The sequence below is a fragment of the Microbacterium trichothecenolyticum genome (assembly GCF_000956465.1).
GTDB lineage: Bacteria > Actinomycetota > Actinomycetes > Actinomycetales > Microbacteriaceae > Microbacterium > Microbacterium trichothecenolyticum.
The window spans coordinates 1-26,646 of record NZ_JYJA01000025.1; the positions used below are offsets into that span (position 1 = coordinate 1).

The window sequence follows — 26,646 nt, forward strand, 5'->3', positions numbered from 1 at the left end:
GACGGATGCAGTGGGGGCGGGGGAGCGGTGAAGGGCGAGGGCGGATGCCTCGTCCAGCACGGCGACGAGCGCGTCGGGGTCGTGCGCGAAGCGGCCGAGGAAGAGGCCGTCGACGGCTTCGCCGAGGCGGGTCAGCAGGCCGGGGCCGGCGGATCCGCCGTAGATGGCGACGCTGCCGGCGCGGTCCGGGTCGGCCTCGATCGCCGCGCGGAGGGCGCGGGTCACCGTGGCGATGTGCGCGTCGGGGGCGGGCTCGGCGGCGCCGATCGCCCAGACCGGCTCGTAGGCGACGATGACCGGTCCCTCGGGCGCGCCCTCGAGGTCGGCCGAGAGCTGCTCGACGTTCGCGAGTGCCGCGGCGGGGCTGCCCAGGTGCTCGGCCTCGCCGATGCAGAGCACCGGCGTGATGCCGTGGGTCAGGGCGGCGGCGGCCTTGGCGGCGGTGACGGTGTCGGTCTCGTCGAACAGGCGGCGCCGCTCGGCGTGGCCGATCTCGGCGACCGCGACGCCGACCTCGGCCAGTTCGGCTGCGGTGACCTCGCCGGTGTAGGCGCCGGGCTCGTACTCCGAGACGTCCTGCGCGCCGACGAGCACCCCGGTGCCGGCGAACGCGGCGAGGGCGGCGGGGATCTGCAGGTACGTCGGGATGACGAACAGCCGCACGGAGCCCGAGGCCACGGCGGGGTGCGCGGCCGCGCGCTGCGCGACGTCGGCGAACCACGCGCGCGCCCGCTCGTGCCCGAAGTACGTCTTCAGGCTGACCCCGACGGTGACGCGGGCCGATCCGAAGTTCGGAGTTTCGCGTGAACCTCGGAGGTTCCGCGCGGGATCCTCCGAATCCGGTGCGGTTGTCCGATCTTCGGAGGGCATCAGCAACTCCCGGTGGTCTCGAACTCGTCGATGACGGCGACCTTGTCGGCCGACGCCGAGGTGGTGTCGAACCGGTACGTGAGCCACTCGCGCACCAGGCGGCGGGCGAGCTCGATGCCGACGACGCGCTGGCCCATGGTGAGCACCTGCGCGTTGTTGGACAGCACGCCGCGCTCGACCGAGAACGAGTCGTGGGCGGTGACGGCGCGGATGCCGGGCACCTTGTTCGCCGCGATCGCGACGCCCAGGCCCGTGCCGCAGATCAGCAGCGCGCGGTCGGCGTCACCGGCGGCGACCTGCTGAGCCGCCTCGATGGCGACCTTCGGGTACGGGGTGTGGCCGTCGGCGTCCACGCCCACGTCGATGACCTCGGCGACGCCGGGGTTGGCGAGGAGGTCCTTCTTGAGGATCTCCTTGTAGTCGAAGCCGGCGTCATCGGCGCCGATCACGATTCGCAGCGGCTGGGCAGTCTCGAGCTCAGGCATTCGCGCTCTCCTTCTCGTTGTCGTCGGTCGCGCGCGTCTCGGCGGCGAGTGTCTCTGCGATGGCTGTCACGATGAGCGCGAGCGAGATCGCGCCCGGGTCGGGGGTGCCCACGCTGTTCTGGCCGTGCGTGCGCGCGCGGCCCATGCGGGGCAGGAGCTCTGCGGTCCGGGCAGCCGCGCGGGTCGCCGCATCCGCCGCCGCGCGCCACGCGTCGGTGAGGCCCGCGCCCGAATCCACCGCACCGGTGAGAGTGGTGCTGAACGGCACCAGCGCATCGACGAGGGTCTTGTCGCCGACCTCGGCCTTGCCGTAGTCCGTGACACCGCGTGAGCCGGCGGCGACGCCCGCGGCGACGGCGGCCGCGTCGGGGCGGCCCTCGTCGGCGAGCTTCGCGGCGACCGCGTTCAGGATGACGCCCCACAGCGCCCCCGAGGTGCCGCCGGCCTTGTCGGCCCACGCATCGGCGGCGCGCGCGAGCGTGGTGCGCGCGCCGGCACCGGCGTCGACGGCGGCCGTCGCGGCGGCGAGGGCCGCGTGCGAGCCGCGCTGCATGCCGATGCCGTGGTCGCCGTCGCCGGCGATCGCGTCGATGCGTCCGAGCTCGTCGACGTGGGTGTCGACGGTGTCCACGATGGTGCGCACCGCGGCGAGGACGGTCTGGGCGGCGGCACGGGATGCCTCGTCGGCGTCGGGGATCTCCGCGACCAGGTCGGCCGTGGCATCGGTCACCAGTACCCGCTGCTGCGGCGCGACCGAGCCGCGGCGGTAGGCGGGCGTGTCGACGGGGGCGTCCCACAACGGGGCGAGCTCACTCTCCTCACCAGCACCGGCCAGCCAGAACAGGGTGAGCGAGGTGCCGGCCATGTCGAAGCTGGTGCAGTACTCGCCGACGTGCGGGTCGACGAGTTCGAGGCCGGCGTCCGTGAGCAGCTGGGCGATGCGCCGGTAGACGACGAACATCTCCTCGTACTTCAGAGACCCGAGGCCGTTGAGGATCGGCACCACGCGGGCGCCGGCGACCTCGACGCCGTCGGGCACCTCGGCGAGGAGCCTCTCGACGAGCAGCTCGGCGAGCGCGTCGGCGGTGGGGATGTCGGTCTCGTCGATGCCCGGCTCACCGTGGATGCCGAGACCGATCGCCATCCGTCCCTCCGGGACCGTGAACAGCGGCTCGACGGCACCGGGCAGCGTGCAGCCGGTGAAGGCGACCCCGAACGACCGGGTGCGCTCGTTCGCAAGGCGGGCGAGACGGCTGACCTCGGCAAGGTCGGCGCCGGCCTCGGCCGCGGCGGCCGCGATGCGGAACACCGTGAGGTCGCCGGCGATGCCGCGGCGGTTGTGCTTGTCCGCCGGCGTGGCGCTGACGATGTCGTCGGTGACCGTGACCGTCTCGCACGCGATGCCCTCGGCGCGCAGCCGCTCCTGCGCGGCGTCGAAGTTCAGCACGTCGCCGGCGTAATTGCCGTACGAGAAGAACACTCCGCCGCCGTTGTCGGCGGCCTTCGCGACGCTGTACACCTGCTGTGTCGAGGGCGACGCGAACAGGTTGCCCATCGCGGCGCCGTGAGCGAGCCCCGGACCCACCAGCCCGCCGAACGCGGGGTAATGGCCCGAGCCGCCGCCGACCACGACCGCGACCTGACCGGCCGGCGACACCGTCGACCGCACCACGCCGCCGGGAACCCGCCGCACGTACCGCTCGTTCGCCGCGACGAACCCGTCGATCATCTCGTCGGCGAAGTCCGCCGGCTCGTTCCACAGCCGCGTCATCGCGCATCCCCCTTGGGGTCGGCCGCGGCGCGCAGGGCCTCCGCGTCCAGGGTGGGCGCAGCATCCGCGTGGTCGACGACGACCGGGTTGATGCGGTTGCTGCGGGCGAGCAGCACCATCAGCACCGCCGAGACGAGCATGACGAAGCCGACGATGAACATCGGCACCTCGTAGCCGCCGGTCCAGTCGTGCACGAAGCCCGTGACGAACGGGGCCGAGAAGCCGGCCAGGTTGCCGATCGTGTTGATCAGTGCGACACCGGCGGCAGCCGCGGCTCCCGTGAGGAAGCGCGTCGGGAGCGTCCAGAAGTTCGGCAGGGCGGCGAAGATCGCGCACGCGGTGATCGTGATGACCGCGATGGTGGCCGCAGGCGAACCGGTGAAGAGGGCGATCGGGATGCTGACGGCACCGGCGATCGCGGGACCCGCGATGTGCCACGTCTTGAGGCCGCGCTTGGAGGCGTCTCGCGACCAGAAGTACATGACGACGGCGGCCGGCAGGTACGGGATCGCGGTGATGAGGCCCTTCTGCAGCGTGTCGAAGGTTTGACCGGTCTGGCTCTGGAAGCCCTCGATGATCGTGGGAAGGAAGAACGCGAGCGCGTACAGGCCGTAGATGAAGCCGAAGTAGATGAACGAGAGCACCCACACGCGACCGCTCTTGAAGGCGAAGCGCGCCGACACGTGGCCGTGCTCCTTCTTCTGCGTCGCGGCCTTCTCGCGGTCGAGCGCGTCGGTCAGCCAGACCTGCTCGTCACGGGTGAGCCACTTGGCGTCGGCCGGCTTGTCCTTGAGGTAGAACCACGCGATGACACCGACGATGATCGCCGGGATCGCGACGCCGAAGAACATGAAGCGCCAGCCCTCGAGGCCGAAGAACACCTCGTGCTGCTGGATGAGCCAGCCGGCCAGCGGAGCGCCGATGACCGTGGTGAGGGGCTGCGCGAGGTAGAAGAGCATGAGGATGCGACCGCGGTACTGCGCGGGCACCCAGAGGCTGAGGAAGAGGATGGCGCCGGGGAAGAAGCCGGCCTCGGCGACGCCGAGGAGGAATCGGAGCACGACGAGCTGCTCGAAGTTCTGCACCCAGGTGAACAGCAGCGCGACGATGCCCCAGCTCACCATGATGCGCGAGAGCCAGCGGCGGGCGCCGAACTTGTGCAGCGCCAGGTTCGAGGGCACCTCGAGAAGGATGTAGCCGATGAAGAAGACGCCCGAGGCGAAGCCGAACTGAGCGGCGCTCAGGGCGAGGTCTTCGTTCATGCCGTTGGGGGCGGCGAAGCCGATCGCGGTGCGGTCGAGGTAGTTGATGAAGAACATCAGCGCCACGAACGGCACGAGACGGATCGACACCTTGCGGATGGCGGATCGCGCGATGGGGGGCGCCTCTGCGGCGGTCTGGTTCTGGTCCACGGTGACTCCTGCTCATCGACGGTGATCGAGGTGGTTTCCGACGACCATTGTGACAAACCGGTTGACCAATTGCAAGTGAGAAGGGATGCCTCGTCCGCACCGACGCGTCACGCCCCGAGGTGTCCGCCCTCCGGGGCGCGAGGAAGTCCGGGTTCAGGCGACGCGGCGGGCCGCAGCATCCGCGATCTCGAACTCTAGCGTCTCGCCGCCGGGGGCCGTCGCGCGGATGCGGAGCTCGACGTCGCCGAAGCGCTGCGTCCACACGTCGGGTTCGCCCGAGTGGGCGGCGATCGCGTCCTGCGCGGCGGGGTCGTCGAGCGCCTCGTACACGACCCAGCTCCCGCGCTCGACCCGCGCCGACCGCGAACGCGCGGGATCGCACAGCCACGCCGCGATCAGCACGGTCGCGCCGGCCCGAGCGCGAGCGTGCAGCGCATCGAGGGTCGTGCGGGGGAGCCGGCTGCCCGCGACGACGACGAGACCCGCGTCGGCGAGCTGATCGGCGCGCACGTGCTCGTCGAACACGAGCACGCTGCGGGTCGGTTGGAACAGCCCGTGCATGACGGTCTGCTCGGCTGCACCCGCGTCGAGCGGGAACTGCGGCCGGGGGATGCCGTTCAGCTCGTGGCGGGGGAAGTCGTAGCCGGGGATGTGGAGGCAGCTCCCGTGGTCGGGAAGCCGCCCGTGGCTGAGGGCGTGCCAGGCCTCGAAGACGCTGCGGGAGGTATCGGGCGCCGTCGCCGTCCGGTTGCCGAACGGCCGCGCGCCGCGACCGAAGTCGCTGTCGTCGGCATGGACGAGGGCGATGTCGGCGCGGGCATCGCGATGGCTCCAGCGAAGCGGATGCCGCGGCACGAAGTCGCTGACGAACTCCCGCCAGACCTCGCCGTGGGCGGTGCGCTCGAACGCTCCCGAACCGCGGTGGCGCACGAGCACGTCGACGTTCTCGACGAACAGCCGCGTCGGGGCGAACAGGTAGGCGAGGCGCAGCGCCGAGGCGAACTCGGCGGGCGAGTGCCCGGGAAAGCCCGGGGCGCGGGTGAGCCACGGCCCGATGTCGGGGCCCCACAGATCCGCGCAGATCCACAGTTCGCGCCCGTACTGGACGGCCGCACCGAGCGCGGTGCCCAGCTGCAGCGGCTGGAACGACTCCTTCATCACCTTGGGCGCCGGCGTCATCCCGGCGCGGGCGAGTGTGTGGAACATCACCGGGAACACCTGTTCGGCGAGCACCGGAACGGACGCGGAGCCCGCAGCGGAGGTCGCGGCGTCGACCTCGCGCACGATGCCGCGCACGGTGTCGTCGATCACCGCGACGGCCTCGTCCGGCCCGAGGCCCTCGGTCTGCCCGAAGTGGGGCAGGTGGGCGTCGTGCCGGTACTGATCGGCGTGGATCTGGAGGTGCTCGGGCTCGTCGTACAGCACGCCGGCGAGCACGCCGGCGGCCGCAGCATCCCGGATCAGCCCGGCCGGGAGGTCGTACCGGTTCGTGCCGTCGACGAAGGGGCCGTTGATGTTGCCGTACTCGTTGCCCAGCACGAGGTCGATGCCGGCGTCGGCGAGGTCGCCCAGCAGTGCGCCGTGGTCGGCGTGGGTCGGGATGACGTGGTGCACGTAGAAGTCGGCGCCGAGATCGCGCAGCGCGCCCACGAACTCGCGCGGCGTCGGCGGCGGATCCTGCGACGGGATGGGGATGCCGGTTCCCGTGCGCATGATCTCGTCCGAGGCGGCTCCCGCCCAGGGATCCTGGAACGCGACGACCGGCCCCTGGATGCCGAGCGACGGACGGGGCGGGGTGGGGACGGGTGAGGGGGCGGCGGATTCGTCGACGGGCACGGGGAGACTCCTCGGAGGGCGAAACGGGAGGTGCGGCGGCCGACGTCGCGTGGAGTCGGCCGCCGCACGGAACGGGCTACTGGTTCAGCACCACGTCCATCTCGGCGAAGAACTGCTCGACGGCCTGGTCGATCGTGAGAGTGCCGAAGTTCAGCTCCTCGGTGAGTTCGCGGAACTTCTCGTGCAGCGAGCCGTAGCCGACGATCGGCGCCGGCGGCGCTTCGCCCAGCCGGTCGGCGATCGACGCCTCGTAGTCCACGATGTCCTGGCTCACCGGGTCGAGGTCGGCGGCCTCGCGTGCCGTCTCCGAGGCCGGCAGGCCGCGGTTGGTGCCGAAGATCTCGCCCGACTCCGGCGAGTTGATGAGGAAGTCGATGAGCGTGGCGGCTGCGGCGGGGTGCTCCGAGTTCGCCGCGATGGAGTACATCTGCGACGCCTTGAGGTAGAGGTCCTTCGCGCCGTCCACCGACAGCGGCGGAGCCTGGAGCGTGACCTCGTTGCCTTCGCCGAGGTTCGCGAGGTAGCCCGCGAGGAAGTTGTCGGTCTGCGTGTCGCTCGCGCCGAGCCCGGCATCGAACGCCGTCAGCGGCTGTACCTCGGCGACCCGCTGCTGCGGCACGAAGGCGCCGCCCGCGCGCGCGTCGGCACCCTCTTCCCAGTACTCCGTGAGGCGCTCCTCGTCGAAGCCGGGTTTGCCCTCGTCATCGAAGAGGTCCTTGCCCTCGGCGCGCAGCTGCATCTCGAAGTTCACGAAGCGCGAAGACGGGTCGACGCCGCCCCAGACGTCCTGCACCCCGGCGGCCTGCGCGGCGTCGGTCGCCTCGGCGACCCACTCGTAGTAGTCGTCCCACGTGCCGCCGGCGAAGGGCTCGACGCCGATCTCGTCGAGGATCGTCGTGTTCATGAACATCGACCACGCGTTCGTGGAGATCGGCACGGCCGTGGTGACCCCGTCGACCACGCCGGCGCCGAGCACCGACGGCTCGATCGGGTCGGTCTGGATGATGCTGCCGAGGTACGGCTCCAGGTCGAGCAGCGAGCCGCTCTGCGAGTACTGGCGGATGTAGGCGAGATCCATCGTGACGACGTCGGGCAGGCCGCCGCCGCTGGCCTCGATCTGGCGCTTCTCCCAATAGTCGTTGGGGGAGAGGAACAGCACGGAGACATCGATGTTGGGGTGCTGCTCCTCGAACGCGGCGATCGCCTCGTTGTAGAGCTCGGCGCGCACGTCGTTGCCCCAGAACGTGAAGGTGATCGAGGCTTCCTCGTCGGGGTCGAGGGTCGGCTGGCTGCTCGCGGGGGCGGCGGACGCGCAGCCCGTGAGTCCGACGAGGGCGATCAGCGCCACCCCTGCCACTCCCGCGATGACTCCCCTGTTTCGGAACTTCATTGTGATCGACCTCTCGTCTTCGAGCATCAGGAAACGTTTTCTCGGTTGGCCGTGAGAAAGGCGACTGACGTCGCCTTTCCACAGTCTGACAAACCGGTTGACCGAAAGCAATCCCGGAATCGCCACGACTGCCGTAAGTTGTTCGCATGCCCGCCTACCCCGACGACCGCTCGGCCGAGATCACGGCGGCGCTGGGCGCGCTTCCGGCCGGCACGCCGGTCTCGGAGGTCGCGCGCCGCCTGATGGACCTCTTCACCAGCGGCGACCTCGACGCGGGCACCCGCCTGCCCCCGGAGCGACAGCTGGCGGCGACGCTCGGCGTCGGGAGGTCCGCGGTGCGAGAGGCACTCGCCGCGCTCGAGATCCTCGGCATCGTCGACGTCCGTCCCGGCTCGGGCACGTACCTCCGCGGCACCGCGAGCGAGCTGCTGCCGCAGACGCTGCGCTGGGGCCTCCTCATCGGCCAGAAGAACACGGCCGAACTGCTCGAGCTGCGCTCGGGACTCGAGATCTACGTCGCACGACTCGCCGCGGGCCGGGCCGAAGCATCCGATCTCCGTGCGATCGCAGGATCGCTCGAGCGCATGCGAAGCGGCGTGGGCGACCTCAGGGCCTTCGCGCGCGCGGACCTCGACTTCCACAACGCGCTCGCCGCGGCCGCGGGAAACGACACGCTGATCGACCTGCTGCACGTGGTGCGGTCGCTGCTGCAGGTGTACGCCGACCGGGCCGTCCACGACGAGGCCGAGGCCCGCATCGCCATCGACGAGCACGACGCCGTCTTCCAAGCGATCGAGGCGGAGGACGAGGATGCCGCCGCCTCGGCGATGGCCCTCCACATGGCGACCGCCTCGCAGCGCCTGGCGGCCGAAGCCGCACCCTGAACCGCATCGTCCGAAGGAGGCGCGATGCCGCGCAATTGGGCTGGAACCTACGAGTACGCAGCGCCCCGGATCGTCGAGGCGACGTCGGTCGACGACGTCCAGCGGGTGCTGCGTGAGCCGGGACGCGTGCGCGCGCTCGGCACGCGTCACTCGTTCACCGACCTCCCCGACACCGCCGGCACCCTCGTCGACGTGACCGGGTTCGCGGCCGAGTTCGAGCTCGACGAGGCCGCGGAGACCGTCACCGTTCCCGCCGGCATCCGCTATGGCGTGCTCGCCGTGTGGCTCGACGACCGCGGGTGGGCGCTTCGCAACATGGGGTCGCTGCCGCACATCAACGTCGGCGGCGCGACGGCGACGGGCACCCACGGCTCGGGCGACGCGAATCCGGTGCTCTCGGGATCCGTCCGGGCGCTCCGCTACGTCGGAGCCGACGCCGAGGTGCATGAGGTGCGCCGCGGCGAGCCCGACTTCGACGCACTCGTCGTGGGCCTGGGCGCCTACGGCATCGTGGTGTCGCTGACCCTCGACGTCGTGCCCGCATTCCGTGTCCGCCAGGACATCTACACCGGCGTCACGTGGGAGGCCGCGCTCGCCGACTACGACGCCCTCACCTCCGCCGGGTACAGCGTCTCTGTCTTCTCGCGCTGGGAGGAGCCGTCGGTCGGCTACGTGTGGCTGAAGACGCGCCTGGACGCGGACGACGACCCGGTGCCCGACACGATCCTCGACGGCGTCCGCGCGACAGGGAGCGACTCGCCCCTCGGCGTGGAGGACAACATCACCGAGATCGCCGGTGTGCCCGGGCCGTGGATGCTGCGGCTGCCGCACTTCCGCCTCGACGCGGAGCCGTCGTTCGGCGACGAGATCCAGAGCGAGTACTTCGTCGCCCGCGAGGATGCCCGGGCGGCGCTGGAGGCGGTGCGGACGCTCGGCGACAGCATCCGTCCGCATCTCATCTGGACCGAGCTGCGCACCGCCGCTCGCGACGAACTGTGGCTGAGCCCGGCCTACCGCCGTGACGTCGTGATCATCCACTTCACCTGGCACAACCACCCCGACGAGGTCGCCGCCGCCGTCGCACGTGTCGAGGCCGCGCTCGAGCCGTTCGACGCGCGCCCGCACTGGGGCAAGCTCCACGGGTTCGACCGCGCCGCGATCGAGCGCGTGCACCCGCGCCTGGCCGACGCCCGTGCCGTGTTCGAGCGCCTCGACCCCGAGGGCCGCTTCTCGAATGCCCACCTCGAGCGCCTGGGCGTCCGCGCCCCCCGCTGACCCGCGCGGCCGGGCGCGTCACAGATGGCAGGAGTCGATCCTGAATTGGTCAACCGGTGTTACAGTGACCGGGAGATCGTTCGTGACGCCGCGGCGAAAGGGAAAGTCGAAGATGACGCAGATTCCGAGCGGGGACACCCGCCCGACCGACCGCGCCGCGCGCAGCTGGAGCCTCGGAACCACGCCGTGGCAGAGGCTGCCCCCGCTGGGCGCTCCGCGCGCGAGGATCATCATCGACAACGACTTCTCGGGCGATCCCGACGACCTCTACCAGCTCGTGCACCACCTGCTGTCGCCCAGCGTCGAGGTGCGCCTCGTCGTCGCCTCGCACCTTCGTGCCGATGACGGCTTCGACCCCTCCGGCCGGAGTGCGCAGAACGCCGCCGTGATCGCGAAGGACGTCTTCGCCCGCATGGGCCTGACCTCCACCGAGGTGATCGTGGTCGGCTCCGACGAGCCGCTGGCGGACCGGAGCACGCCGCGCCCGTCGCCTGCCGTCGACGCGATCGTCGCCGAGGCGTTGCGCGACGACGTGTCCACCCCGCTGTTCTACGTCGCCGGCGGCGGGCTGACCGACATCGCCTCGGCCTACCTCGTCGAGCCGCGCGTCGCCGAGCGGCTGACGCTCGTGTGGATCGGCGGCGAGGAGCACGAGGGGCTCGCGGTGCCGCCGCCGAGCGCCATGCCGATCGAGTACAACCTGCTCATCGACCCGGTCGCCGGGCAGGTCGTCTTCGGCGACTCGCCGATCCCGCTGTGGCAGGTGCCGCGCGACGTGTACCGCCAGTGCCTCGTCTCGGATGCCGAGCTGCGCGTGCGCGTCGCCGAGACGGGTCCGCTCGGGCGCTACCTGTACGACGAGGTGGCCTTCGTCATGCGGATGGTCGCGACCCACGTCGGCGGCGGAGCAGAGACCTACGCCCTCGGCGACTCGCCGCTCGTGCTGCTCACGGCGCTGCAGTCGGTGTTCGAGGCCGACCCGTCCTCGAGTCGGTACGTCGAGCGCCCGACCCCTGCCCTGAGCGACGACGGAGGGTACGTCGACGTCCCCGGTGCCAGACCGATGAGGGTCTACACGTGGGTCGACACGCGACTCATGTTCGAGGACTTCTACGTCAAGCTGGCCGAGTTCGGCCGATGGCAGGCGGCGGGCTCGTGAGTGCCCCGGAGAACGCCGTCTCGCGGCCCCGGACCATCGTCACCGCCGACCCCGAGCTCGACGACCTCAACTCCATGATCCGGCTCCTGCTGTTCAGCAACGAGGTCGAGATCGAGGGCCTCGTCTACGCGAGCAGCAGGTTCCATTGGCGCGGCGACGGCGCCGGCACGGAGTTCTTCCTGCCCGATCGCGAGTACGACGCGCCACAGACCTCGTGGCGCTGGGCGCCGGGGGAGCGCTTCATCGACGACGCCGTAGACGCCTACGCGGAGGTGTACGACAACCTCGTCGTGCACGATCCGCGGTATCCGGATCCGTCCCACCTGCGCTCGCTCATCCGTGAGGGCAACGTCGACTTCGAGGGCGACATCTCGTCGGAGTCGCCGGGCTCACGGCTCATCGCCGACGCGCTCCTCGACGATCGTCCCGGGCCGCTCCACCTGCAGCTGTGGGCCGGGCCCAGTACCGTCGCGCGCGCCCTCCTGTCGATCGAGCAGCGCTTCGCGGGCACGGCGGACTGGGAGCGGATCCGCGAAGAGGTGTCGGCGAAGGCCGTCATCACCAAGTTCGCCTCTCAGGACGCCACCTACGACGAGTACATCGCGCCGACGTGGCCCGGCATCCGGGTGATCGAAGTGGCCACTCTCGCCTGGGGGTACATGGCGCGCAAGACGATCGCGGCGCACGATCAGCACCTGCTCGGCGCCGAGTGGATGCGCGACAACGTCACGAGCGTCGGTCCTCTCGGCGCGCTCTACCGCGTGTGGGGCGACGGGCGGCAGATGGTGCCCGGCGACCTCACCGACTATTTCCACCTCTCCGGCCTCTCGGCCGACGAACTGCGGGCGCGGGGCTACCAGGTGTGGATGGACCCGCAGCCGGCTGGCGAGTGGATCTCCGAGGGAGACACCACGAACATGCTGAACCTTCTCGCGCCGGGGCTGCGCGCCCACGAGCATCCGTCGTACGGCGGCTGGGGCGGCCGCTACGTCCGGACCGACGAGGGCGCCGACACGTGGGGTCTCGCGGATGCCGCGTTCCGGCCCGGCGGAGCCGAGTGGGCGGACGGCGCCCCCGCGGGCGACGAGGGATCGGTGGTGCGGTGGTTCGCCCACGCACAGGCCGACTTCGCCGCCCGCCTCCGGTGGAGCGTGACCCCGCGGTTCGAGGATGCCGACCACCACCCCACGCTGACGGTCGACCACGGCGTCGACCTGGAGGTGGCGGCGGGCTCCGAGACCCGGCTCTCGGTCGTGGTCGGCGGACCGGGCGGCGCGCATGCGCAGGTGCGCTGGTGGATCCACCGCGAAGCGGGCACGTGCACGGCCGACGTCGTGCTCGAGCCCGCCGAGGGTTCGGAGGTCACCGTCCGGGTTCCCGGCGATGCGCGCCCCGGCGACACGATCCACGTGGTGGCCGAGGCATCCGACCCCCGCACACCGCTGCCGCTCCACGCCTACCAGCGAGTGATCCTCACTGTCGCCGCCGGGTAGCGCCCCCGGTCCGGGTGCCAGGTTCGCCGATCCCCTGTCTCGCCGCGCCGTCAGTCGTCGTCGCCCTCGGCGATCCAGCGCCGAACGGCCAGCTCGCCGTCCGCGGCGTACACACCGAGGACGCGACCGGTGAACGACTCCGTCGTCTCGGACGACAGGAAGCGGCCGTCGACCTCCGCGAGCTCGACACGCTCGCCTCCGGCCGGCGTGAAGCCCAGGTGGAAGACATCGCTCGTGCGCGGGAAGCCTGGCGTCGGCTCGGGCCCCCGCGACTCGAGATGCAGATCGAGCACGCCGCCGCCGTAGGGCGCACGCCACTCCTGCACGAGGCCGCCGAGGACGGCGCGACCGACGACCTCGCCGCCGCCCGCCTCGACCTCGACGTGGAAGCGCTCGTCGTAGCGCACGGCCAGGCCGCCGACGCCGGCGGAGGCATCCACGGTCACCGTCACGGCGCTGGTGAGGTGCTCCTGGCGGCGTCCCACGAAGACCGGGTGCGCATCGTCGAGGGTCGAGCCCTCCGCGCGCAGCGTGAGCCAGCCCGGCCGCGCCGAGAGATCGGCGTGGTCGGCGGGCAGCGAGCGGACGGCGATCCACTCTCCGTCGAGCGCGCGGTCGGGGGCGAAGTCCACCTCGACGCGCGTGCCGGGTCGAGGGTTGAGCAGCACCGGATCGATCGCGGGCCAGCCGTCGTCCTCCCAGCGCACGGGCGTGACGAAGGTCTCGCGCCCGAGCGCAGAGAACGCCCTGGTCATGCTGCGCGGCCGCACCCCCAGCAGCACGCACAGCCAGTCGCCGTCCGGACCGATCACCAGGTCGCCGTGTCCGGTGTTCTGGACCGGGCGGATCGTCGAGCGGGCCGAGACCAGCGGGTTGTGCGGCGCCGTCTCGAACGGGCCCTCGGGCGAGTCGCCGCGCGCGATCGAGATGCCGTGCCCACGCTCGGTGCCGCCCTCGGCGATCATCAGGTACCAGCGGCCGTCGACGTCGTAGAGGTGCGGCGCCTCGGGGAACTGGCCGCCCGTGCCCGACCACAGCGAGCGGGGCTCCTCGAGGGCGAGGTGACGATCGAGGTCGACCTTCACCTGCTGGATGCCCAGGTGCTGCCCGACGTTCTCGCCGCCGAGGATGAGGCCCGAGAACGTGATGTACACGTTGCCGTCGGAGTCCCACGCGATGTCGGGGTCGATGCCGTCCACGGACTCCGACCCGTCCGCCTTCAGGATGAGGTCGCCGTCGCTCCACGGGCCCGCGGCATCCGTCGCCGTGAAGTGCAGCATGCCGCGGCCCATCGCGTCGGTGATGACGAGGTGGAACACGCCGTCGCGGTGACGGATCGTCGGCGCCCAGGCGCCTCCGGCGGTGGGCACCTCCTCGACGCCGAGCTGGCCGGGCCTGGTCGCGACGTGGCCGATGAGCTCCCACGTCTCGAAGTCCGTGGAGCGGTGGATCGGGATGCCCGGCAGGTACTCGAACGTCGAGGTCGCGAGGTAGTAGACGCCGTCGACCGCCACGACGCTGGGGTCGGGGTGGAAGCCGTTGATCAGGGGGTTGTAGAGCGTGGTCACGAGGGTCCTCCGGGGTGTTCAGGACGAGAGCAGGATGCCGAGCTCCCGCGCGAGCGCGACGGCACGAGGATCCGCACCGCCCGGCCATGGGCCGCGCGCGACCGTCCACGCGAAGGCCAGGCCGGTGTCGGGGTCGACGCAGGCGAGCGCGCCGGCGGCGCCGTCGTGGCCGAACGAGCGCGGGCCGCCGAACGCGAGCTGCTGCGACGGCTTCTGGAACACGATCGCGTGGGCGCGGTCCTGCTGGTGCAGCACCTCGTCGTAGCCGCGGATCTGCTGCTGGCCGATCTCTGCGACGGTGTCGGCGCTCAGGAAGGGGTCGGCGCCGTCGACGCCGGTGACGGCCGCCGCGAACAGGCGGGCGAGACCCCGGGCGGTGCCGGTGCCGGAGCCTGCCGGGTGGCCGTACTCCCAGCTGCGCCGCGAGTTGCCGAGGTCCACGTCGCCGCCCATCGAGCCGAAGACGACCGGGCCGAGCGCCGAGAAGGTCGGCGCGGAGGTGTCGGAGACGGGTCTGATCATCGGAAGCACGTCGGCGCGGCGGTCCTCGAGGTCGGCCGGCAGGCCGAGGAAGAAGTCGATGCCGTGCGGGACGCGGATCTCCTGCTCGTAGAACTCGTGGAGCGTCCGCCCCGTCACCCGGAAGACGAGCTCGTCGCCCAGGTTCCCGATCGTGATGGCGTGGTAGCCGAAGGCGCTGCCCGGGTGCCAGAACGGCCGGCTCGCCGCGAGGCGTCCGGCTGCGGCGTGGTGGTCGAGCAGCTCGTCCCACGTGAGAGCGGGTGAGGCCTGCGGCAGACCTGCCTGGTGCGACAGCAGCTGCCGCACGGTGACGAACTGCTTGCCCTTGGCGGCGAACTCCGGCCAGTAGGTCGCGACGCGCTCGTCGAGATCGAGCTCGCCGCGTTCGATCAGCAGGCCGATCGAGAGCCCGATGGCGTTCTTCGTGACCGAGTAGGGCACGATCACCGAGTCCTCCGCCAGATGCGGTCCGCCCCAAGCGTCGAGCACGGGCCGGCCCTCGTGGAATGCCGCGACCTGGAACGACAGGTCGGGGTCGGCGGCGAGCAGGCCGTCCAGGCGCCCGGCGACCTCTTCGAGGCGGGTATCGGCGTGCCCTCGGAGGCGCGTGGTGGTCAGGTGCTGCATCGGGTTCCTCTCGGCGGTGGGGTGGGCGATGTCGCGATGTGCAGAACTCCGCAGATTCGGGGCTCACCCGCCCCGACGGACACCCTTGCGGCGCCCGTCGGGCGAAGTCTGAGGAGTTCTGCCCTGCGGGGTGTCAGGACGCGATGCGCCACTCGAGCGAGAGCGGCAGATCCGCCACCGAGGCGCCGGCGCGGAGCGTGTACGCTCCGGACTCGACGGTCCACTCGCCCGCCCAGTGGGCGAGGCGGCGCGCCGGCACCGGGATGGTCGCCGTGACCGTCTCGCCGGGGGCCGCGTGCACGGTCGCGAAGCCGACGAGCCAGCGCTCGGGGCGCTCCACGGCGGACTCGGGGCGCTCGGCGTAGACCTGCACGACCTGCTTGCCGCGGCGATGGCCGGTGTTGGCAAGCGTCACCTCGACGGTGTCGCCCGTGCGCTGCGCGGCGCCCCAGGACCACGTCGTGTACCCGAGACCGTGGCCGAACGCGAACGCGGGCACGGCATCCGCCTTCAGCCACGCGCGGTAGCCGATGTGCAGGCCTTCGCGGTACTCGAGGCGGCCGTCGGTGGGGACGACCTCGGTCACCGGCACGTCGGCCAGCGCCGCCGGCCACGTCGTGGGCAGGCGCCCGCCGGGCTCGGCGGCGCCGGTGAGGACGTCGGCGATCGCGTGCCCGAACTCCTGTCCGCCGAAGTAGCCCTGCACCACGGCCGCGACGTCCTCCGCCCACGGCAGCACGACCGGCGAGCCCGCGTTGACCACGACGACCGTCGGTGTCCCGGTGGCCGCGACCGCGCGAACCAGGTCGTCCTGGCGGCCGGGCAGATCCAGGCTGGTGCGGTCGTAGCCCTCGGACTCCACCTTCGAGTTGGTGCCCACCACGACGATGGCGAGATCGGATGCCGCGGCCTCCGCGACCGCGCGCGCGATGAGCTCGTCGGCGTCGGTGCGCTCGGGGGCGATGCCGAGCGTCGCGCTCAGGGCTCCCGACAGGGCGCCGTGGCTCTCGCGTGAGAACTCGACGCGGACCGCGGTCTCGCGTCCCGCCTCGACGGCGACCGTCGCCGTGATCGACGGCGGATTGAGGAACGCCGCACCGAGGTCGGTGCCTTCGATGACGGGCGAGTCATCGAGCACGAGCTGCCCGTCGACGTACAGCTTTCCGGGGTTCGCGCCGGCGAAGCCGAGCTCGATGTCGCCGGTCTCGGCGGGCGTGTAGAGGGTCTCGAACACGACGGTGGCACTCGCCGCGATGGGGGCGTCGCCCCCGAACCATACGAGCGCGGTCGAGCGGCGGTTCTCGGCGAACAGCTCGGTGCCGTCGGCGTCGAAGAACGCGACACGGATACCGGCTTCCCCTGTCGCGGGGTTGGTCAGATGCGCGAGCGGGATCTCGGCGACCCCCTCCTGCACGACTGCGCCGATCTCGAAGCCGACGTCGGCGCCCGGGACCGCGGCGCGGATCGCGTCGAGCGGGGAGACCACGGACTCGGGGATCACGGTGGCGCTGCCGCCGCCCTGCGTGCGCGCCTCGCGCGCATTCTGGCCGATGACGGCGACACGGCCGAGGGACGAGGCATCCAGCGGGAGAACGCCCTCGTTGCGCAGCAGCACGGTTCCCTCGATGGCGGCTTCGCGGGCGAACGCGGGCCCGTCGAGCGGAGCGGGCTCGCGGGGCTCACGCTCTCCCAGGGCGCCGACGCGCTGGGCGAGCAGCAGCACGCGCAGCACCTTGCGGTCGAGGTCGGCCTCGTTCAGGCGCCCGTCGCGGATCGCGGCGACGAGGTCCGCCCACGCGGGGGCGGGGCCCGGCATCGCAAGGTCCTGCGCGGCGGGCACGGAATCCAGCGAACGCACTGCGGTCCAGTCGCTGATGACGACGCCGTCGAAGCCCCACTCGGAGTTCAGCGGCGTCTCGAGGAGGTCGTTCTCGGTCATGGTGACGCCGTCGACGGCGTTGTAGGCGCTCATGATGGTCCAGGCGCCGGCGTCCACCGCGCGCTCGAAGGGCGCGAGGTAGTTCTCGCGCAGGGCGCGCTCGTCCACGCGCACGTCGACGGTGAAGCGGTCGGTCTCGGAGTCGTTCGCGACGTAGTGCTTGGGGCACGCCGCGACGTCGTTGTCCTGGAGGCCGCGAACGTACGCCGCGGCGAGCTCGGCGGTCAGCTCCGGGTCCTCGCTGAAGCACTCGAAGTGCCGGCCGCCGAGCGGCGAGCGGTGCAGGTTGATGGTCGGCCCGAGAACGACGTCGACACCCTTGCGACGGGCCTCGGATGCCGCGGCAGCCCCGTACCGGTACGCCAGGTCCACGTCCCACGACGCGGCGAGGGCCGACCCCGAGGGCAGGTTCAGCGACGGCTCGCGCTCGTCCCAGCGAGGACCGCGGACGCCGGCGGGGCCGTCCGACAGGGTCATCGCCCGGAGCCCGATCTCGGGGAGCGGCACGGTGGTCCAGAAGTCGGCGCCCTGGACGAGGGCCGCCTTCTGCTCGAGGGTGAGGCGATCGAGCAGCGGCACGAGGTGCTGCACCGAGTCGGTGTGCGTGGAGGTGGCGGTCTCGGTCATCGGGGAGTTTCCGTTCTCGGAAGGAGGGTCAGAGGAGCGGTCCCCGCTCCCACTCCACGCGCTGCTCGCGGGTGAAGCCTCTGGGGGCGGGGCCCAGCTGCGACCCGGCGCTCACACGCCGGGCCGCAGCATCCGTGTCGTCAGATGACGCCTGCGGCCGCCTCGGCGTCGAGGAGCGCGCGCCGCGCGATGCGGCGCTCCTCCTGCTTGTCGGGGTCGGGCACGGGTGCGGCCATGAAGAGCCGCTGCGTGTACGGGTGCTCGGGCGCGGAGGTCACCCGGTCGCCGTCGCCCGTCTCGACGATCTCGCCGCGGTACATCACGGCCACGCGGTGGCTGATGTGGCGCACCACCGCGAGGTCGTGCGTGACGAAGAGGTAGGCGACGCCGGTGCGGTTCTGGATGTCGATGAAGAGGTCCAGCACTCGGGCCTGGGTCGACAGATCGAGTGCCGACACGGGCTCGTCGCACACGATGAGCCGCGGCTGCAGCGCGAGGGCCCGCGCGATCGCGACGCGCTGACGCTGGCCGCCCGAGAACTCGCGGGGGAGGCGACCGCGGGCGTCCGCGGGCAGGCCCACCTGATCGAGGAGGTCGCGCACCCGCGACTTCGCCTCGCTCGATGAGACGCCCGCCGCGGTGAGCGGCTCGGTGAGGATCTGCTCGATCGTCATCGACGGGTTCAGCGAAGAGTAAGGGTCCTGGAACACGACCTGGATCTCGGAGCTGAGCGCGCGGCGCTCCTGGCGCTTGAGGTGGGAGATGTCCTTGCCGTCGTAGACGATCGAGCCCTCGGTGACCGGCGCGAGACCGAGCGCGGCTCGACCCAGCGTGGTCTTGCCCGACCCCGACTCGCCGACGAGACCCACGGTCTCACCCGGCAGGATGTCGAGCGAGACGCCCTTGAGGGCCCGGAACGGCTGGGCGCGCAAGCCCTTGCCCGGGTACTCGACGACGAGGTCCTTGATGTCCAGCAGCGGAGCGCTCATGCTCGTGCTCCCTTCGTGACGAGCGGACCGCGGGCGGGACCCTCATCGAGGATCGCGTCCAGCAGTGCCTGCGTGTACGGGTGCTGCGCGTCGTTGAAGATCGCGCGCACCGGCCCCTGCTCCACGAACCGGCCGCTCTGCATGACGGTCACCCGGTCGCACAGGTCGGCGACGACGCCGAAGTTGTGGGTCACCAGGAGCATCGCCATGTGACGTTCGGCCTGCAGGTCGCGCAGGAGCTCCAGCACCTCGGCCTGCACCGTGACATCGAGGGCCGTGGTCGGCTCGTCGGCGATGATGAGGTCGGGGTCGGTCGACACGGCGCCCGCGATGAGCACGCGCTGCGCCATGCCGCCCGAGACCTCGAACGGGTATGCGTCGAAGGTCCGCTTCGGGTTGGGGATGCCGACCCGGGCGAGGAGCTCCAGCGAGCGGTCGGTGGCCGCCTTCTTCGAGAGCCCGAGATTCTTGCGCAGCGGCTCGACCAGCTGGCTGCCGATCGTGAACGACGGGTCGAGGTTCGACATCGGCTCCTGCGGGATGTACCCGATGCGCTTGCCACGCAGGCCGGCATAGGTGCGGTCGTCGCCGTCGGCGATCTCGGTGCCCTCGTACAGGATCGAGCCGCCGGTGACGTGGCCGCCGCGGGGGAGCAGGCCCAGCACGGCGAACGCGGTCTGCGTCTTCCCCGAGCCGGACTCGCCGATGAGACCGTGCACCTCGCCCTTGCGGATGTCGAGCGAGACGCCGTGGACGACCTCGATGTGCGAGCCGTCGGGCTGGTCGTAGCCGACATGCAGGTCGCGGACGTCCAGCACCTTCTCGGTCGCCTTGGTGCGCGCGTCGCCCTTGTGGACGATGACGCCGTCGGTCTCGAAGACGGGCGGCTCGTCGAGGTCGACGACATCTCCTCCGCTCAGTCCCACCGACGTCGTCACAGCGGCCACCGAACCGGTCGCGGTCGCGACCGCACGACGACGCTTGCGCCGCACCGAGACGGTGCGCTCGAGCTCGTCACGCATCACGTTGGCCAGGAGCGTCAACGCGATGCAGGTCAGGGCGATCGCGAGCGACGGCCAGAGCATCAGGAGCGGCTCCTTGTAGATGTTCTTGAAGCCGTCGTTGAGCATCTGGCCCCACGTGGGAACGGCGATGTCTCCGAGGCCCAGGAACTCGAGGCCGGACTGGATCGCGATGGCGATGCCGGCGATGATCGCCGACTGGATGATGATCGGAGCCCGCACCACCGAGAGCACGTGTCGGCCGATGATGCGCGTGTCGCTGAGGCCCGATACGCGGGCCGCGTCGACGTAGAGCTCGGTGCGCACGGCGGTCACGGAGGCATACACCAGCCGGTAGAACGCCGGTGCGAGCAGGATGCCGAAGATGAACATCGAGATCCACACCGACGGGCCGAGGACGGCACGTGCTGCGAGCAGCACCACGATGCCGGGCAGGGCCATGTTGAGCTCGGTGACCCACGTGGCTGCGCTGTTGAACCAGCCCTGGTAGTAGCCGGCGATGAGACCGCTGATCACACCGAGGACGAGCGCCACGACCAGCGCGAGGAGCGCCGCCGCGACAGTCGTCTGGGTCGCCACCAGCAGGCGCGAGAACACGTCGCGGCCGCTGCCGTCGGTGCCGAGGAGATGCGCGGCGCTGGGCGGGGCGAGGACGTTGCGGATGTCGGCGTAGTTCGGGTCCTGCGGGGCGATCCACGGGCCGATGATTGCGATCAGGCCGAGGAACGCGAGGAAGACCAGCGATGCGAGGCCGATCGGCCGGCGCAGCAGCCGGCGCCAGAGCGAGACGCGTACCGGTGCGACCGGCACGTCGAGGGGGACGTCGATGGCGGTCATGAGAGTCGCACCTTCGGGTTCAGCGCCGCCTGGGCGAGGTCGATGAGGAGGTTCACGATGACGACGATGATCGCGAAGGCGATCACGACGCCCATGACGACGGGGATGTCGCCCAGGGTGGTGGCGCGGACGGTGAGCTGGCCCATGCCGGGGATGGCGAAGACCTGCTCGACGATCACGGCCCCGCCGAGGAGGCCGATGAACTGCACGGCGAGGACCGCCAGTGCGGGGCCGCCGGCGTTGCGGAGCACGTGGCGGTACACGACCGAGTTCGTGCTGAGGCCGCGGGAGCGGAGCGTGCGGACGTAGTCCCGCGACATCGCGTCGATGACCGAGCCGCGGATCTGCTGCGACACCGCCGCGATCGCGCCGATCGACAGCGCCACGATGGGCAGGGTCACGGACGAGAGCCAGCCCGACACGGAGGTGGTCAGGGGCACGTATCCGGTCGCCTTGAACCAGCCCAGGTTGATCGCGAACACGAGCACGAGGCCCAGCGCGATGAGGAAGCCGGGGATGGCGAAGCCGATGAGCGCGATCACCTGGACGCTGCCGTCGACCCAGCCGCCGCGGCGGGCGGCAAGGATGCCGAGGACCACCGCGACGATCGCCGAGACGAGGGTCGCGCCGATCACGATCGCGAGGGTGACGGCGAGGCGGTTGCTGACGCTCGTCGAGACGAGCTCGCCGGTGAACCAGCTGCGACCGAGATTGCCCGTGAGGGCGCCGGTGACCCAGTTCCAGTACTGCTGCAGCAGCGGCTGGTCCAGCCCGAGCTGTTCGGTCTTCTTGGCGACGGTCTCGGCGGTGGCGTTCTCGCCGAGGATGCGGCGGGCGATGTCGCCGCCCGCGGCGTACAGGAGGACGAACGCGAGGAACGAGATCACCGCGATGAGGATGACGCCCGACAGCACGCGCCGGAGGATGAATGAGATCATGTCGCTTTCCCGTGGGTGGTGTCTCCCCGCCCGCCCGCGGCGTGCGGGCGGACGGGGAGAGATTTCAGTTCTTCGGCGAGAAGTCGAAGATCGACGGGTAGGCGTTGGTGGGCCAGAACTCGAGGTTCGTGTTCGCGTCGGTCGCGTACGTGCCCTGGACCCGGAAGAACGGCGCGAACCAGGCCTGCTCGACCAGATAGGCGTTGAGGTCCTTCGTGGCCTGGTCGGCCTCGTCCTTCGTGCCCAGCTGGATCGTCGAGATGTACTCGTCGACCTTCGGGTCCTGCGAGTGGAACGGGTTGAACGTGGCCTCGGGAGCGATCATGAAGTTGATCAGCTGCCAGTCCGGGTTCTGCTCGAGCGCCATCCACGTCGCCGGGTACTTCGGGGCGAGCATGTCGGTGATGAAGTTGCCGGTGCCGGGGTCGGTGTAGTTCACCGTGATCCCGATGTCGGCGAGCTGCTGCGCGACGAGGTCGAACGTGGTCTGGAACGCCGGGGTCGACATCATGTCGATCGAGAACCCGTCGGGGTAGCCGGCCTCGGCGAGGAGCTTCTTGGCGCCCTCGGGGTCGTACTCGTAGGTGCTGTCCAGGGCCTCGTCGTAGCCGACCGAGGTCGCGGGGAACACCTGCTCGGTGACCGTGCCGTAACCGGCCTGCAGCGCCTTCAGGAGCGCCTCGCGGTCGAACGCCATGTTGATCGCCTGGCGCACCTTGACGTCGGCGAGCTCGGGCGCCATCGTGCCGGCGCGGTCGAACAGCAGCAGGCCCTGGAAGTCGAGCTCGTTGGACTCGATCGTCCAGCCGGATGCCTCGATCTCGGGGATCGTGTCGTTGTTCACGATCTTCGCGCCGTTGGCCTCGCCGGCCTTGAGGGCGTTGAGCGTCGCGGTGGGGTCCTCGATGACGTTGATCGTGAGGTTGTCGTACTTGACGGCGTCCGGGTTCCAGTAGTCCGGGTTGGCCGTGTAGACGTACGTCGTGCCGGTGACGGTCGACGCGGTGTCGAGCACGTACGGGCCGGAGCCGATCGGCTCGGTGGCGGAGTCCGGGTCGTCGAAGGTGGACGGCGCCTGGATGAGGCCCGGGGCGATCGAGAGCATGTTGACCAGGGACGGGTCGGGCGCGTCCTGCGTGATGGTGACGGTGGTGGCGTCGACGGCGGCGAACTCCTTGCCGGCGAGCGTCGCGGCCTGCGGCGAGGTCCCGTCGCGGAAGCGCTCGAGGCTCGCGACGACGGCATCGGCGTCGAGCTTGGTGCCGTCGGTGAACTCGACGTCGTCGCGCAGCGTCAGCGTCAGCACGGTGTTGTCTTCGTTGTACTCCCACTTCGTGGCGAGCCAGGGCTCGATCTCACCGTCGGAGTTCTTCTGCAGCAGCGTGTCGAACACCGCCTGGAAGAACGGACTGCGGTTGCCGTACTCCGCTCCCTGTCCGATGTCGTAGCTCGTGGGCCCGATGATCGCAGTGAGCGTGAGCCGGTCTGCTCGGCCGGAGTCGCTTCCGCCCGAACCCTCGTCCCCGGCACCGGCGCAGCCGGTGAGGGCGAGAGCGGCGATCGCGATGGTGGCTGCTGTGGCCTTCCAACGGAACATCCTTGGTCCCTTCCTAGGTGGCGATGCCCCTGCGGATCGCCTACTGCCGGGAGACGCTAACAGCAATTTCTAGTGGCCGCTAGGTTTTTGGTCCAAAAAACTAGCGAGCATTAGGAATTCGTTATAGAACGGAGGGAGAGGACCCCGACAGGCGCCGATGGAGGTGCCCCGGCTGATGCGGGGATACGGTGTGACGATGACCGAGACGACTCCCGCTCCGACAGAGGCGGGGACCGCTCCCACGCGGACCCGCAAGCCGCGGGGCGAGTACGCGAAGTCGAAGGAGACGCGCACGGCGATCCTCGACGCGGCCCTGGAGGTGTTCTCCCAGTCCGGGTATCGCGCCGGCTCGCTCCGCGAGGTCGCAGAGCGTGTCGGCATGAGCGAGGCGGGACTGCTGCACCACTTCCGCAGCAAGAGCGCACTGCTGCTGGCGCTTCTGGACCATCGCGACGACCTCTCGCGCGCCCGCGTCGACTTCGACCTCCCCGACGGCGTCGAGGCGCTGCGGGCGCTCGCCGAGTTGGCGCGCTTCAACGCGGCGCAGCCCGGCATCGTCGAGCTGTACACCACGCTGTCGGCGGAGGCGACGGCGCCGTCGCACCCCGCCCACGACTACTTCGTCAACCGCTACCACTACGTCCGCACGAGCGTGACCGGCTCGTTCGAACGCGCGGCCGCCGCCGGGCGCCTGGCTGATGGCGTGGATCCGGGACGGGCTGCCGTCGCCACGATCGCCCTGATGGACGGCCTGCAGGTGCAGTGGCTTCTCGATCCGGAGTCGACCGACATGGCCGAGGCGCTGCACGAGGTCTTCCGAAGCCTCATCCGCGGCTATGACCTCGTCGGGATCGAGAACGCCCTCGACGTGCTCGACGCGGAGGCGACGCCCGACGGCGAGTCCGCGCCGAGGCGGACGGAGGAGCCTGCATGATCCGCGAGCCGTTCCTCGAGGGCTGGACCGCGGGACCGAAGCTCGGCGCCTTCGAGGCGCCCACGCCGGAGTCCGCCCCCCGACCTGTGCGACTGCCGCACGATGCTGTGCGCGACCTGCAGCGCTCGGCCGACAGCGATCAGGGCGTGCACACCGGCTACGTCCCCGGCGGTGTCTTCGAGTACGCGAAGACGTTCGATGTTCCCGACGACTGGCGTGACAAGACCGTGCGGCTGGAGTTCGAGGGCGTCTACCGCGATGCCGTGGTGTTCGTCAACGGCGACGCGGTGGTGCACGAGCCGAACGGCTACAACGCCTTCGAGGCCGTGCTCGACCCGTACCTGCGGCACGGCGAGCCCAACCGCGTGACGGTGGAGGCCCGTGCGCACCGCGACAGCCGGTGGTATTCCGGTGCGGGCATCTATCGTCCGGTACACCTCGTGGTCGCCGATCCCGTGCACATCCCGCTCGACGGAACCCGCATCACGACACCGGACGTCGACGCTGACCGCGCCGTCGTGCAGATCGCGACGACGGTGCGCAACACCACGCGCCACACCCGCACTCTGCGTCTCACCTGGACCGTGGAAACGCCCGATGGCTCCGACGTCGCGACGGGAACGGCGCCGGTGACGGTCCTTCCCCACTCCGGCGCCGTGGCGCGCGTGCGCCTCGCGGTCGAGACGCCGTCGCTGTGGAGCGTCGACGCGCCCGCGCTCTACCGCGTGCGAACCGCCCTCGCCGGCGAGGACGGCGATGTGATCGACACGGATGCCGCGGCCTTCGGCATCCGTCGCCTGCAGGTCGATGCGGCCCGAGGCCTCCGTATCAACGGCGAGACCGTGAAGCTTCGCGGCGCGTGCGTGCACCACGACAGCGGACCACTCGGCGCCGCGACGTTCGCCGCGGCCGAGGACCGGCGGGTGCGCCTGCTGAAGGCCGCGGGCTTCAACGCGCTCCGGAGCTCGCACAACCCGATGAGTCGAGCCATGCTGAACGCGTGCGACCGGTACGGCGTGCTCGTGATGGACGAGCTCACCGATACCTGGACCCGCTCGAAGGTCGCGTTCGACGCCGCTGCCAGCTTCCCCGGCCGGTGGCGCCACGACGTCGAGGCACTCGTCGCCAAGGACGTCAACCACCCCAGCGTCATCATGTACTCCATCGGGAATGAGATCCTCGAGCTCGCGACGCCGGCGGGCTCCGCCTGGAGCCGGCGCCTGGCCGAGGCCATTCGCGAGGCCGACGACACGCGGTTCGTCACGAACGGGATCAACGGGATCATCGCGAACCTGGACAAGATGGGCCGCCCCGAGGACTCCGGCGAGACCGGAGCGGCCGATCCGAACACGATGATGGCGACGATGGGCGACGTGATGGCGCGCGCCAACGCGTCGGAGCTCGTCACCGCGTCGACCGAGGAATCCGCATCGGTGCTCGACGTCGTCGGTTTCAACTACGCCGAGTCGCGGTACGAGCTCGACCGTGAGCTGTTCCCGAACCGCGTGATCGTGGGATCCGAGACCTTTCCGTCGCGCATCGAGAAGATGTGGGAGCTCGTCGAGCGGCTCGACCACGTCGTCGGCGACTTCACGTGGACCGGCTGGGACTACCTCGGCGAGGCCGGCATCGGGCGGGTCGACTACACCGACGAGCCGGGCTACGCGCCGACCGGTACCGCGGGCCCTTACCCGCACCTGCTCGCCGGCTGCGGCGACATCGACATCACGGGGTTCCGTCGCCCGGTCTCGTACTACCGCGAGATCGTGTTCGGACTGCGCACAGACCCCTACCTCGCGGTGCATCCGCCCCGGCACCACGGCCGGCCCACCGCGACGACGCCGTGGTCGTGGGACGACTCGGTGTCGTCGTGGACGTGGGGTGCCGAACCCGGCGCGCCGGTCACGGTCGACGTGTACGCGCCCGCCGACGAGGTCGAGCTGCAGCTCGACGGCGTCTCGCTCGGGGTCACCGCGGTCGGTGCGGACAAGGCCTTCCGCGCGCGGTTCGAGACCGAGTACCGCCCCGGTGAACTGGTTGCGATCGCCCGCAGCGGCGGAGTCGAGGTGGGGCGCTCGGCGCTGCGCACGGCCGGCGACGTCGGGCTCGCGGCATCCGTCGAGGAGGCCGAGATCTCCGCAGACGGTCTCGGGTTCGTCGCGATCTCGCTGGCTGACGCGGATGGCGTCGTCGCGGTCGACGCCGACCGGCTCGTGACGGTGAGGGTCGACGGCGACGCCGAGCTCGTCGGGCTCGGCACCGGCCGCATCCGCACCGAGGAGTCCTTCGCGGGCCCTTCGGTCACGACGTACAACGGGCGCGCCCTCGCCATCGTCCGGCCCACCGGCCCGGGATCGGCAACGGTGACGGTGACGACCGACGGCCTGGCCGCAGCATCCGTCTCGCTCACCGTCTCCTGACGCCCGGCCCGCGGGAAACGCGAAGGGGAGATCTCGGCACACATGACATGT

The 26,646-nt window shown here is 71.0% G+C and carries 19 protein-coding genes; 6 read left to right on the forward strand and 13 right to left on the reverse strand.

The features are described from left to right. The 6 genes from RS82_RS03480 to RS82_RS03505 form a co-directional block, all read right to left on the reverse strand. A partial coding sequence (locus RS82_RS03480; RefSeq protein WP_045296945.1) for a triose-phosphate isomerase family protein occupies positions 1 to 870 on the reverse strand: 870 nt, incomplete at its 3' end. After that, positions 870 to 1,355: a ribose-5-phosphate isomerase gene (locus tag RS82_RS03485; protein ID WP_045296946.1), complete on the reverse strand. Its 486-nt coding sequence runs from the start codon at positions 1,353 to 1,355 to the stop codon at positions 870 to 872. The genes RS82_RS03480 and RS82_RS03485, both read right to left, overlap by 1 nt. Further along, the gene (locus RS82_RS03490) at positions 1,348 to 3,126 is read right to left on the reverse strand and encodes a dihydroxyacetone kinase family protein (RefSeq protein WP_045296947.1); all 1,779 of its coding nucleotides are present in this window, start codon (positions 3,124 to 3,126) and stop codon (positions 1,348 to 1,350) included. Before RS82_RS03490 ends, RS82_RS03485 begins: the two co-directional genes overlap by 8 nt. Next, a complete protein-coding gene (locus RS82_RS03495) occupies positions 3,123 to 4,538 on the reverse strand; it encodes an MFS transporter (RefSeq protein WP_045296949.1) in 1,416 nt (471 codons plus the stop codon). The genes RS82_RS03490 and RS82_RS03495 overlap by 4 nt, the downstream gene beginning before the upstream one ends. 153 nt (positions 4,539 to 4,691) lie before the next feature. After that, positions 4,692 to 6,374, reverse strand: coding sequence for a hypothetical protein (locus RS82_RS03500; protein WP_045296950.1), 1,683 nt, complete (start codon positions 6,372 to 6,374; stop codon positions 4,692 to 4,694). 76 nt (positions 6,375 to 6,450) lie between these two features. Next, complete coding sequence (locus RS82_RS03505) at positions 6,451 to 7,764, reverse strand: ABC transporter substrate-binding protein (RefSeq protein ID WP_045297035.1); 1,314 nt, start codon at positions 7,762 to 7,764, stop codon at positions 6,451 to 6,453. A gap of 146 nt (positions 7,765 to 7,910) precedes the next feature. On the opposite strand from RS82_RS03505, the gene RS82_RS03510 reads away from it, so the two are divergent. The 4 genes from RS82_RS03510 (at position 7,911) to RS82_RS03525 (ending at position 12,575) form a co-directional block, all read left to right on the forward strand. Beyond that, positions 7,911 to 8,648 (forward strand): FadR/GntR family transcriptional regulator, encoded by a 738-nt coding sequence (locus RS82_RS03510; protein WP_045296951.1) that lies wholly within the window; start codon positions 7,911 to 7,913, stop codon positions 8,646 to 8,648. A gap of 24 nt (positions 8,649 to 8,672) precedes the next feature. Beyond that, complete coding sequence (locus RS82_RS03515) at positions 8,673 to 9,923, forward strand: D-arabinono-1,4-lactone oxidase (RefSeq protein WP_045296953.1); 1,251 nt, start codon at positions 8,673 to 8,675, stop codon at positions 9,921 to 9,923. A 112-nt stretch (positions 9,924 to 10,035) separates the two neighbouring features. Continuing rightward, positions 10,036 to 11,082, forward strand: coding sequence for a nucleoside hydrolase (locus RS82_RS03520; RefSeq protein ID WP_084695442.1), 1,047 nt, complete (start codon positions 10,036 to 10,038; stop codon positions 11,080 to 11,082). Then, positions 11,079 to 12,575, forward strand: a complete 1,497-nt coding sequence (locus RS82_RS03525; RefSeq protein ID WP_245619502.1) for a DUF1593 domain-containing protein — start codon at positions 11,079 to 11,081, stop codon at positions 12,573 to 12,575. The genes RS82_RS03520 and RS82_RS03525 overlap by 4 nt, the downstream gene beginning before the upstream one ends. 50 nt (positions 12,576 to 12,625) lie before the next feature. Here the strand turns inward: RS82_RS03525 and RS82_RS03530 are convergent, their stop codons facing one another. From RS82_RS03530 to RS82_RS03560, 7 genes are all read right to left on the reverse strand, one after another. Next, a complete protein-coding gene (locus RS82_RS03530) occupies positions 12,626 to 14,143 on the reverse strand; it encodes a glycoside hydrolase family 43 protein (RefSeq protein WP_045296955.1) in 1,518 nt (505 codons plus the stop codon). Between the two features lie 18 nt (positions 14,144 to 14,161). Continuing rightward, positions 14,162 to 15,292, reverse strand: a complete 1,131-nt coding sequence (locus tag RS82_RS03535) for an EstA family serine hydrolase (protein ID WP_045296956.1) — start codon at positions 15,290 to 15,292, stop codon at positions 14,162 to 14,164. A gap of 133 nt (positions 15,293 to 15,425) precedes the next feature. Beyond that, positions 15,426 to 17,858 carry a beta-glucosidase gene (locus tag RS82_RS03540; RefSeq protein WP_045296957.1) on the reverse strand — a complete coding sequence of 811 codons (2,433 nt, stop codon included), beginning with the start codon at positions 17,856 to 17,858 and terminating at the stop codon, positions 15,426 to 15,428. A 140-nt stretch (positions 17,859 to 17,998) separates the two neighbouring features. Next, positions 17,999 to 18,847, reverse strand: coding sequence for an ATP-binding cassette domain-containing protein (locus RS82_RS03545; RefSeq protein ID WP_045296958.1), 849 nt, complete (start codon positions 18,845 to 18,847; stop codon positions 17,999 to 18,001). Continuing rightward, positions 18,844 to 20,706 (reverse strand): dipeptide/oligopeptide/nickel ABC transporter permease/ATP-binding protein, encoded by a 1,863-nt coding sequence (locus RS82_RS03550; protein WP_045296959.1) that lies wholly within the window; start codon positions 20,704 to 20,706, stop codon positions 18,844 to 18,846. Before RS82_RS03550 ends, RS82_RS03545 begins: the two co-directional genes overlap by 4 nt. Next, a complete protein-coding gene (locus RS82_RS03555; protein WP_045296960.1) occupies positions 20,703 to 21,644 on the reverse strand; it encodes an ABC transporter permease in 942 nt (313 codons plus the stop codon). Before RS82_RS03555 ends, RS82_RS03550 begins: the two co-directional genes overlap by 4 nt. Before the next feature lie 64 nt (positions 21,645 to 21,708). Then, a complete protein-coding gene (locus RS82_RS03560; protein ID WP_045296961.1) occupies positions 21,709 to 23,241 on the reverse strand; it encodes an ABC transporter substrate-binding protein in 1,533 nt (510 codons plus the stop codon). A 196-nt stretch (positions 23,242 to 23,437) separates the two neighbouring features. Here RS82_RS03560 and RS82_RS03565 point away from each other — a divergent pair, with 196 nt between their 5' ends. Then, positions 23,438 to 24,175, forward strand: coding sequence for a TetR/AcrR family transcriptional regulator (locus RS82_RS03565; protein WP_045297038.1), 738 nt, complete (start codon positions 23,438 to 23,440; stop codon positions 24,173 to 24,175). Continuing rightward, on the forward strand, positions 24,172 to 26,595 hold the full coding sequence (locus RS82_RS03570; protein WP_045296962.1) for a glycoside hydrolase family 2 TIM barrel-domain containing protein: 2,424 nt from the start codon (positions 24,172 to 24,174) through the stop codon (positions 26,593 to 26,595). Before RS82_RS03565 ends, RS82_RS03570 begins: the two co-directional genes overlap by 4 nt. The last annotated feature ends 51 nt before the right edge of the window (positions 26,596 to 26,646 follow it).

What these genes read in the sequence shown, in the direction of transcription:
- RS82_RS03485 (WP_045296946.1), bottom strand. Translation starts at nt 1,355, where the DNA reads ATGCCTGAGCTCGAGACTGCCCAGCCGCTGCGAATCGTGATCGGCGCC.
- RS82_RS03545 (WP_045296958.1), bottom strand. Translation starts at nt 18,847, where the DNA reads ATGAGCGCTCCGCTGCTGGACATCAAGGACCTCGTCGTCGAGTACCCG.
- RS82_RS03520 (WP_084695442.1), top strand. Translation starts at nt 10,036, where the DNA reads ATGACGCAGATTCCGAGCGGGGACACCCGCCCGACCGACCGCGCCGCG.
- RS82_RS03505 (WP_045297035.1), bottom strand. Translation starts at nt 7,764, where the DNA reads ATGAAGTTCCGAAACAGGGGAGTCATCGCGGGAGTGGCAGGGGTGGCG.
- RS82_RS03560 (WP_045296961.1), bottom strand. Translation starts at nt 23,241, where the DNA reads ATGTTCCGTTGGAAGGCCACAGCAGCCACCATCGCGATCGCCGCTCTC.
- RS82_RS03540 (WP_045296957.1), bottom strand. Translation starts at nt 17,858, where the DNA reads ATGACCGAGACCGCCACCTCCACGCACACCGACTCGGTGCAGCACCTC.
- RS82_RS03570 (WP_045296962.1), top strand. Translation starts at nt 24,172, where the DNA reads ATGATCCGCGAGCCGTTCCTCGAGGGCTGGACCGCGGGACCGAAGCTC.
- RS82_RS03515 (WP_045296953.1), top strand. Translation starts at nt 8,673, where the DNA reads ATGCCGCGCAATTGGGCTGGAACCTACGAGTACGCAGCGCCCCGGATC.
- RS82_RS03555 (WP_045296960.1), bottom strand. Translation starts at nt 21,644, where the DNA reads ATGATCTCATTCATCCTCCGGCGCGTGCTGTCGGGCGTCATCCTCATC.
- RS82_RS03490 (WP_045296947.1), bottom strand. Translation starts at nt 3,126, where the DNA reads ATGACGCGGCTGTGGAACGAGCCGGCGGACTTCGCCGACGAGATGATC.
- RS82_RS03510 (WP_045296951.1), top strand. Translation starts at nt 7,911, where the DNA reads ATGCCCGCCTACCCCGACGACCGCTCGGCCGAGATCACGGCGGCGCTG.
- RS82_RS03565 (WP_045297038.1), top strand. Translation starts at nt 23,438, where the DNA reads ATGACCGAGACGACTCCCGCTCCGACAGAGGCGGGGACCGCTCCCACG.
- RS82_RS03550 (WP_045296959.1), bottom strand. Translation starts at nt 20,706, where the DNA reads ATGACCGCCATCGACGTCCCCCTCGACGTGCCGGTCGCACCGGTACGC.
- RS82_RS03535 (WP_045296956.1), bottom strand. Translation starts at nt 15,292, where the DNA reads ATGCAGCACCTGACCACCACGCGCCTCCGAGGGCACGCCGATACCCGC.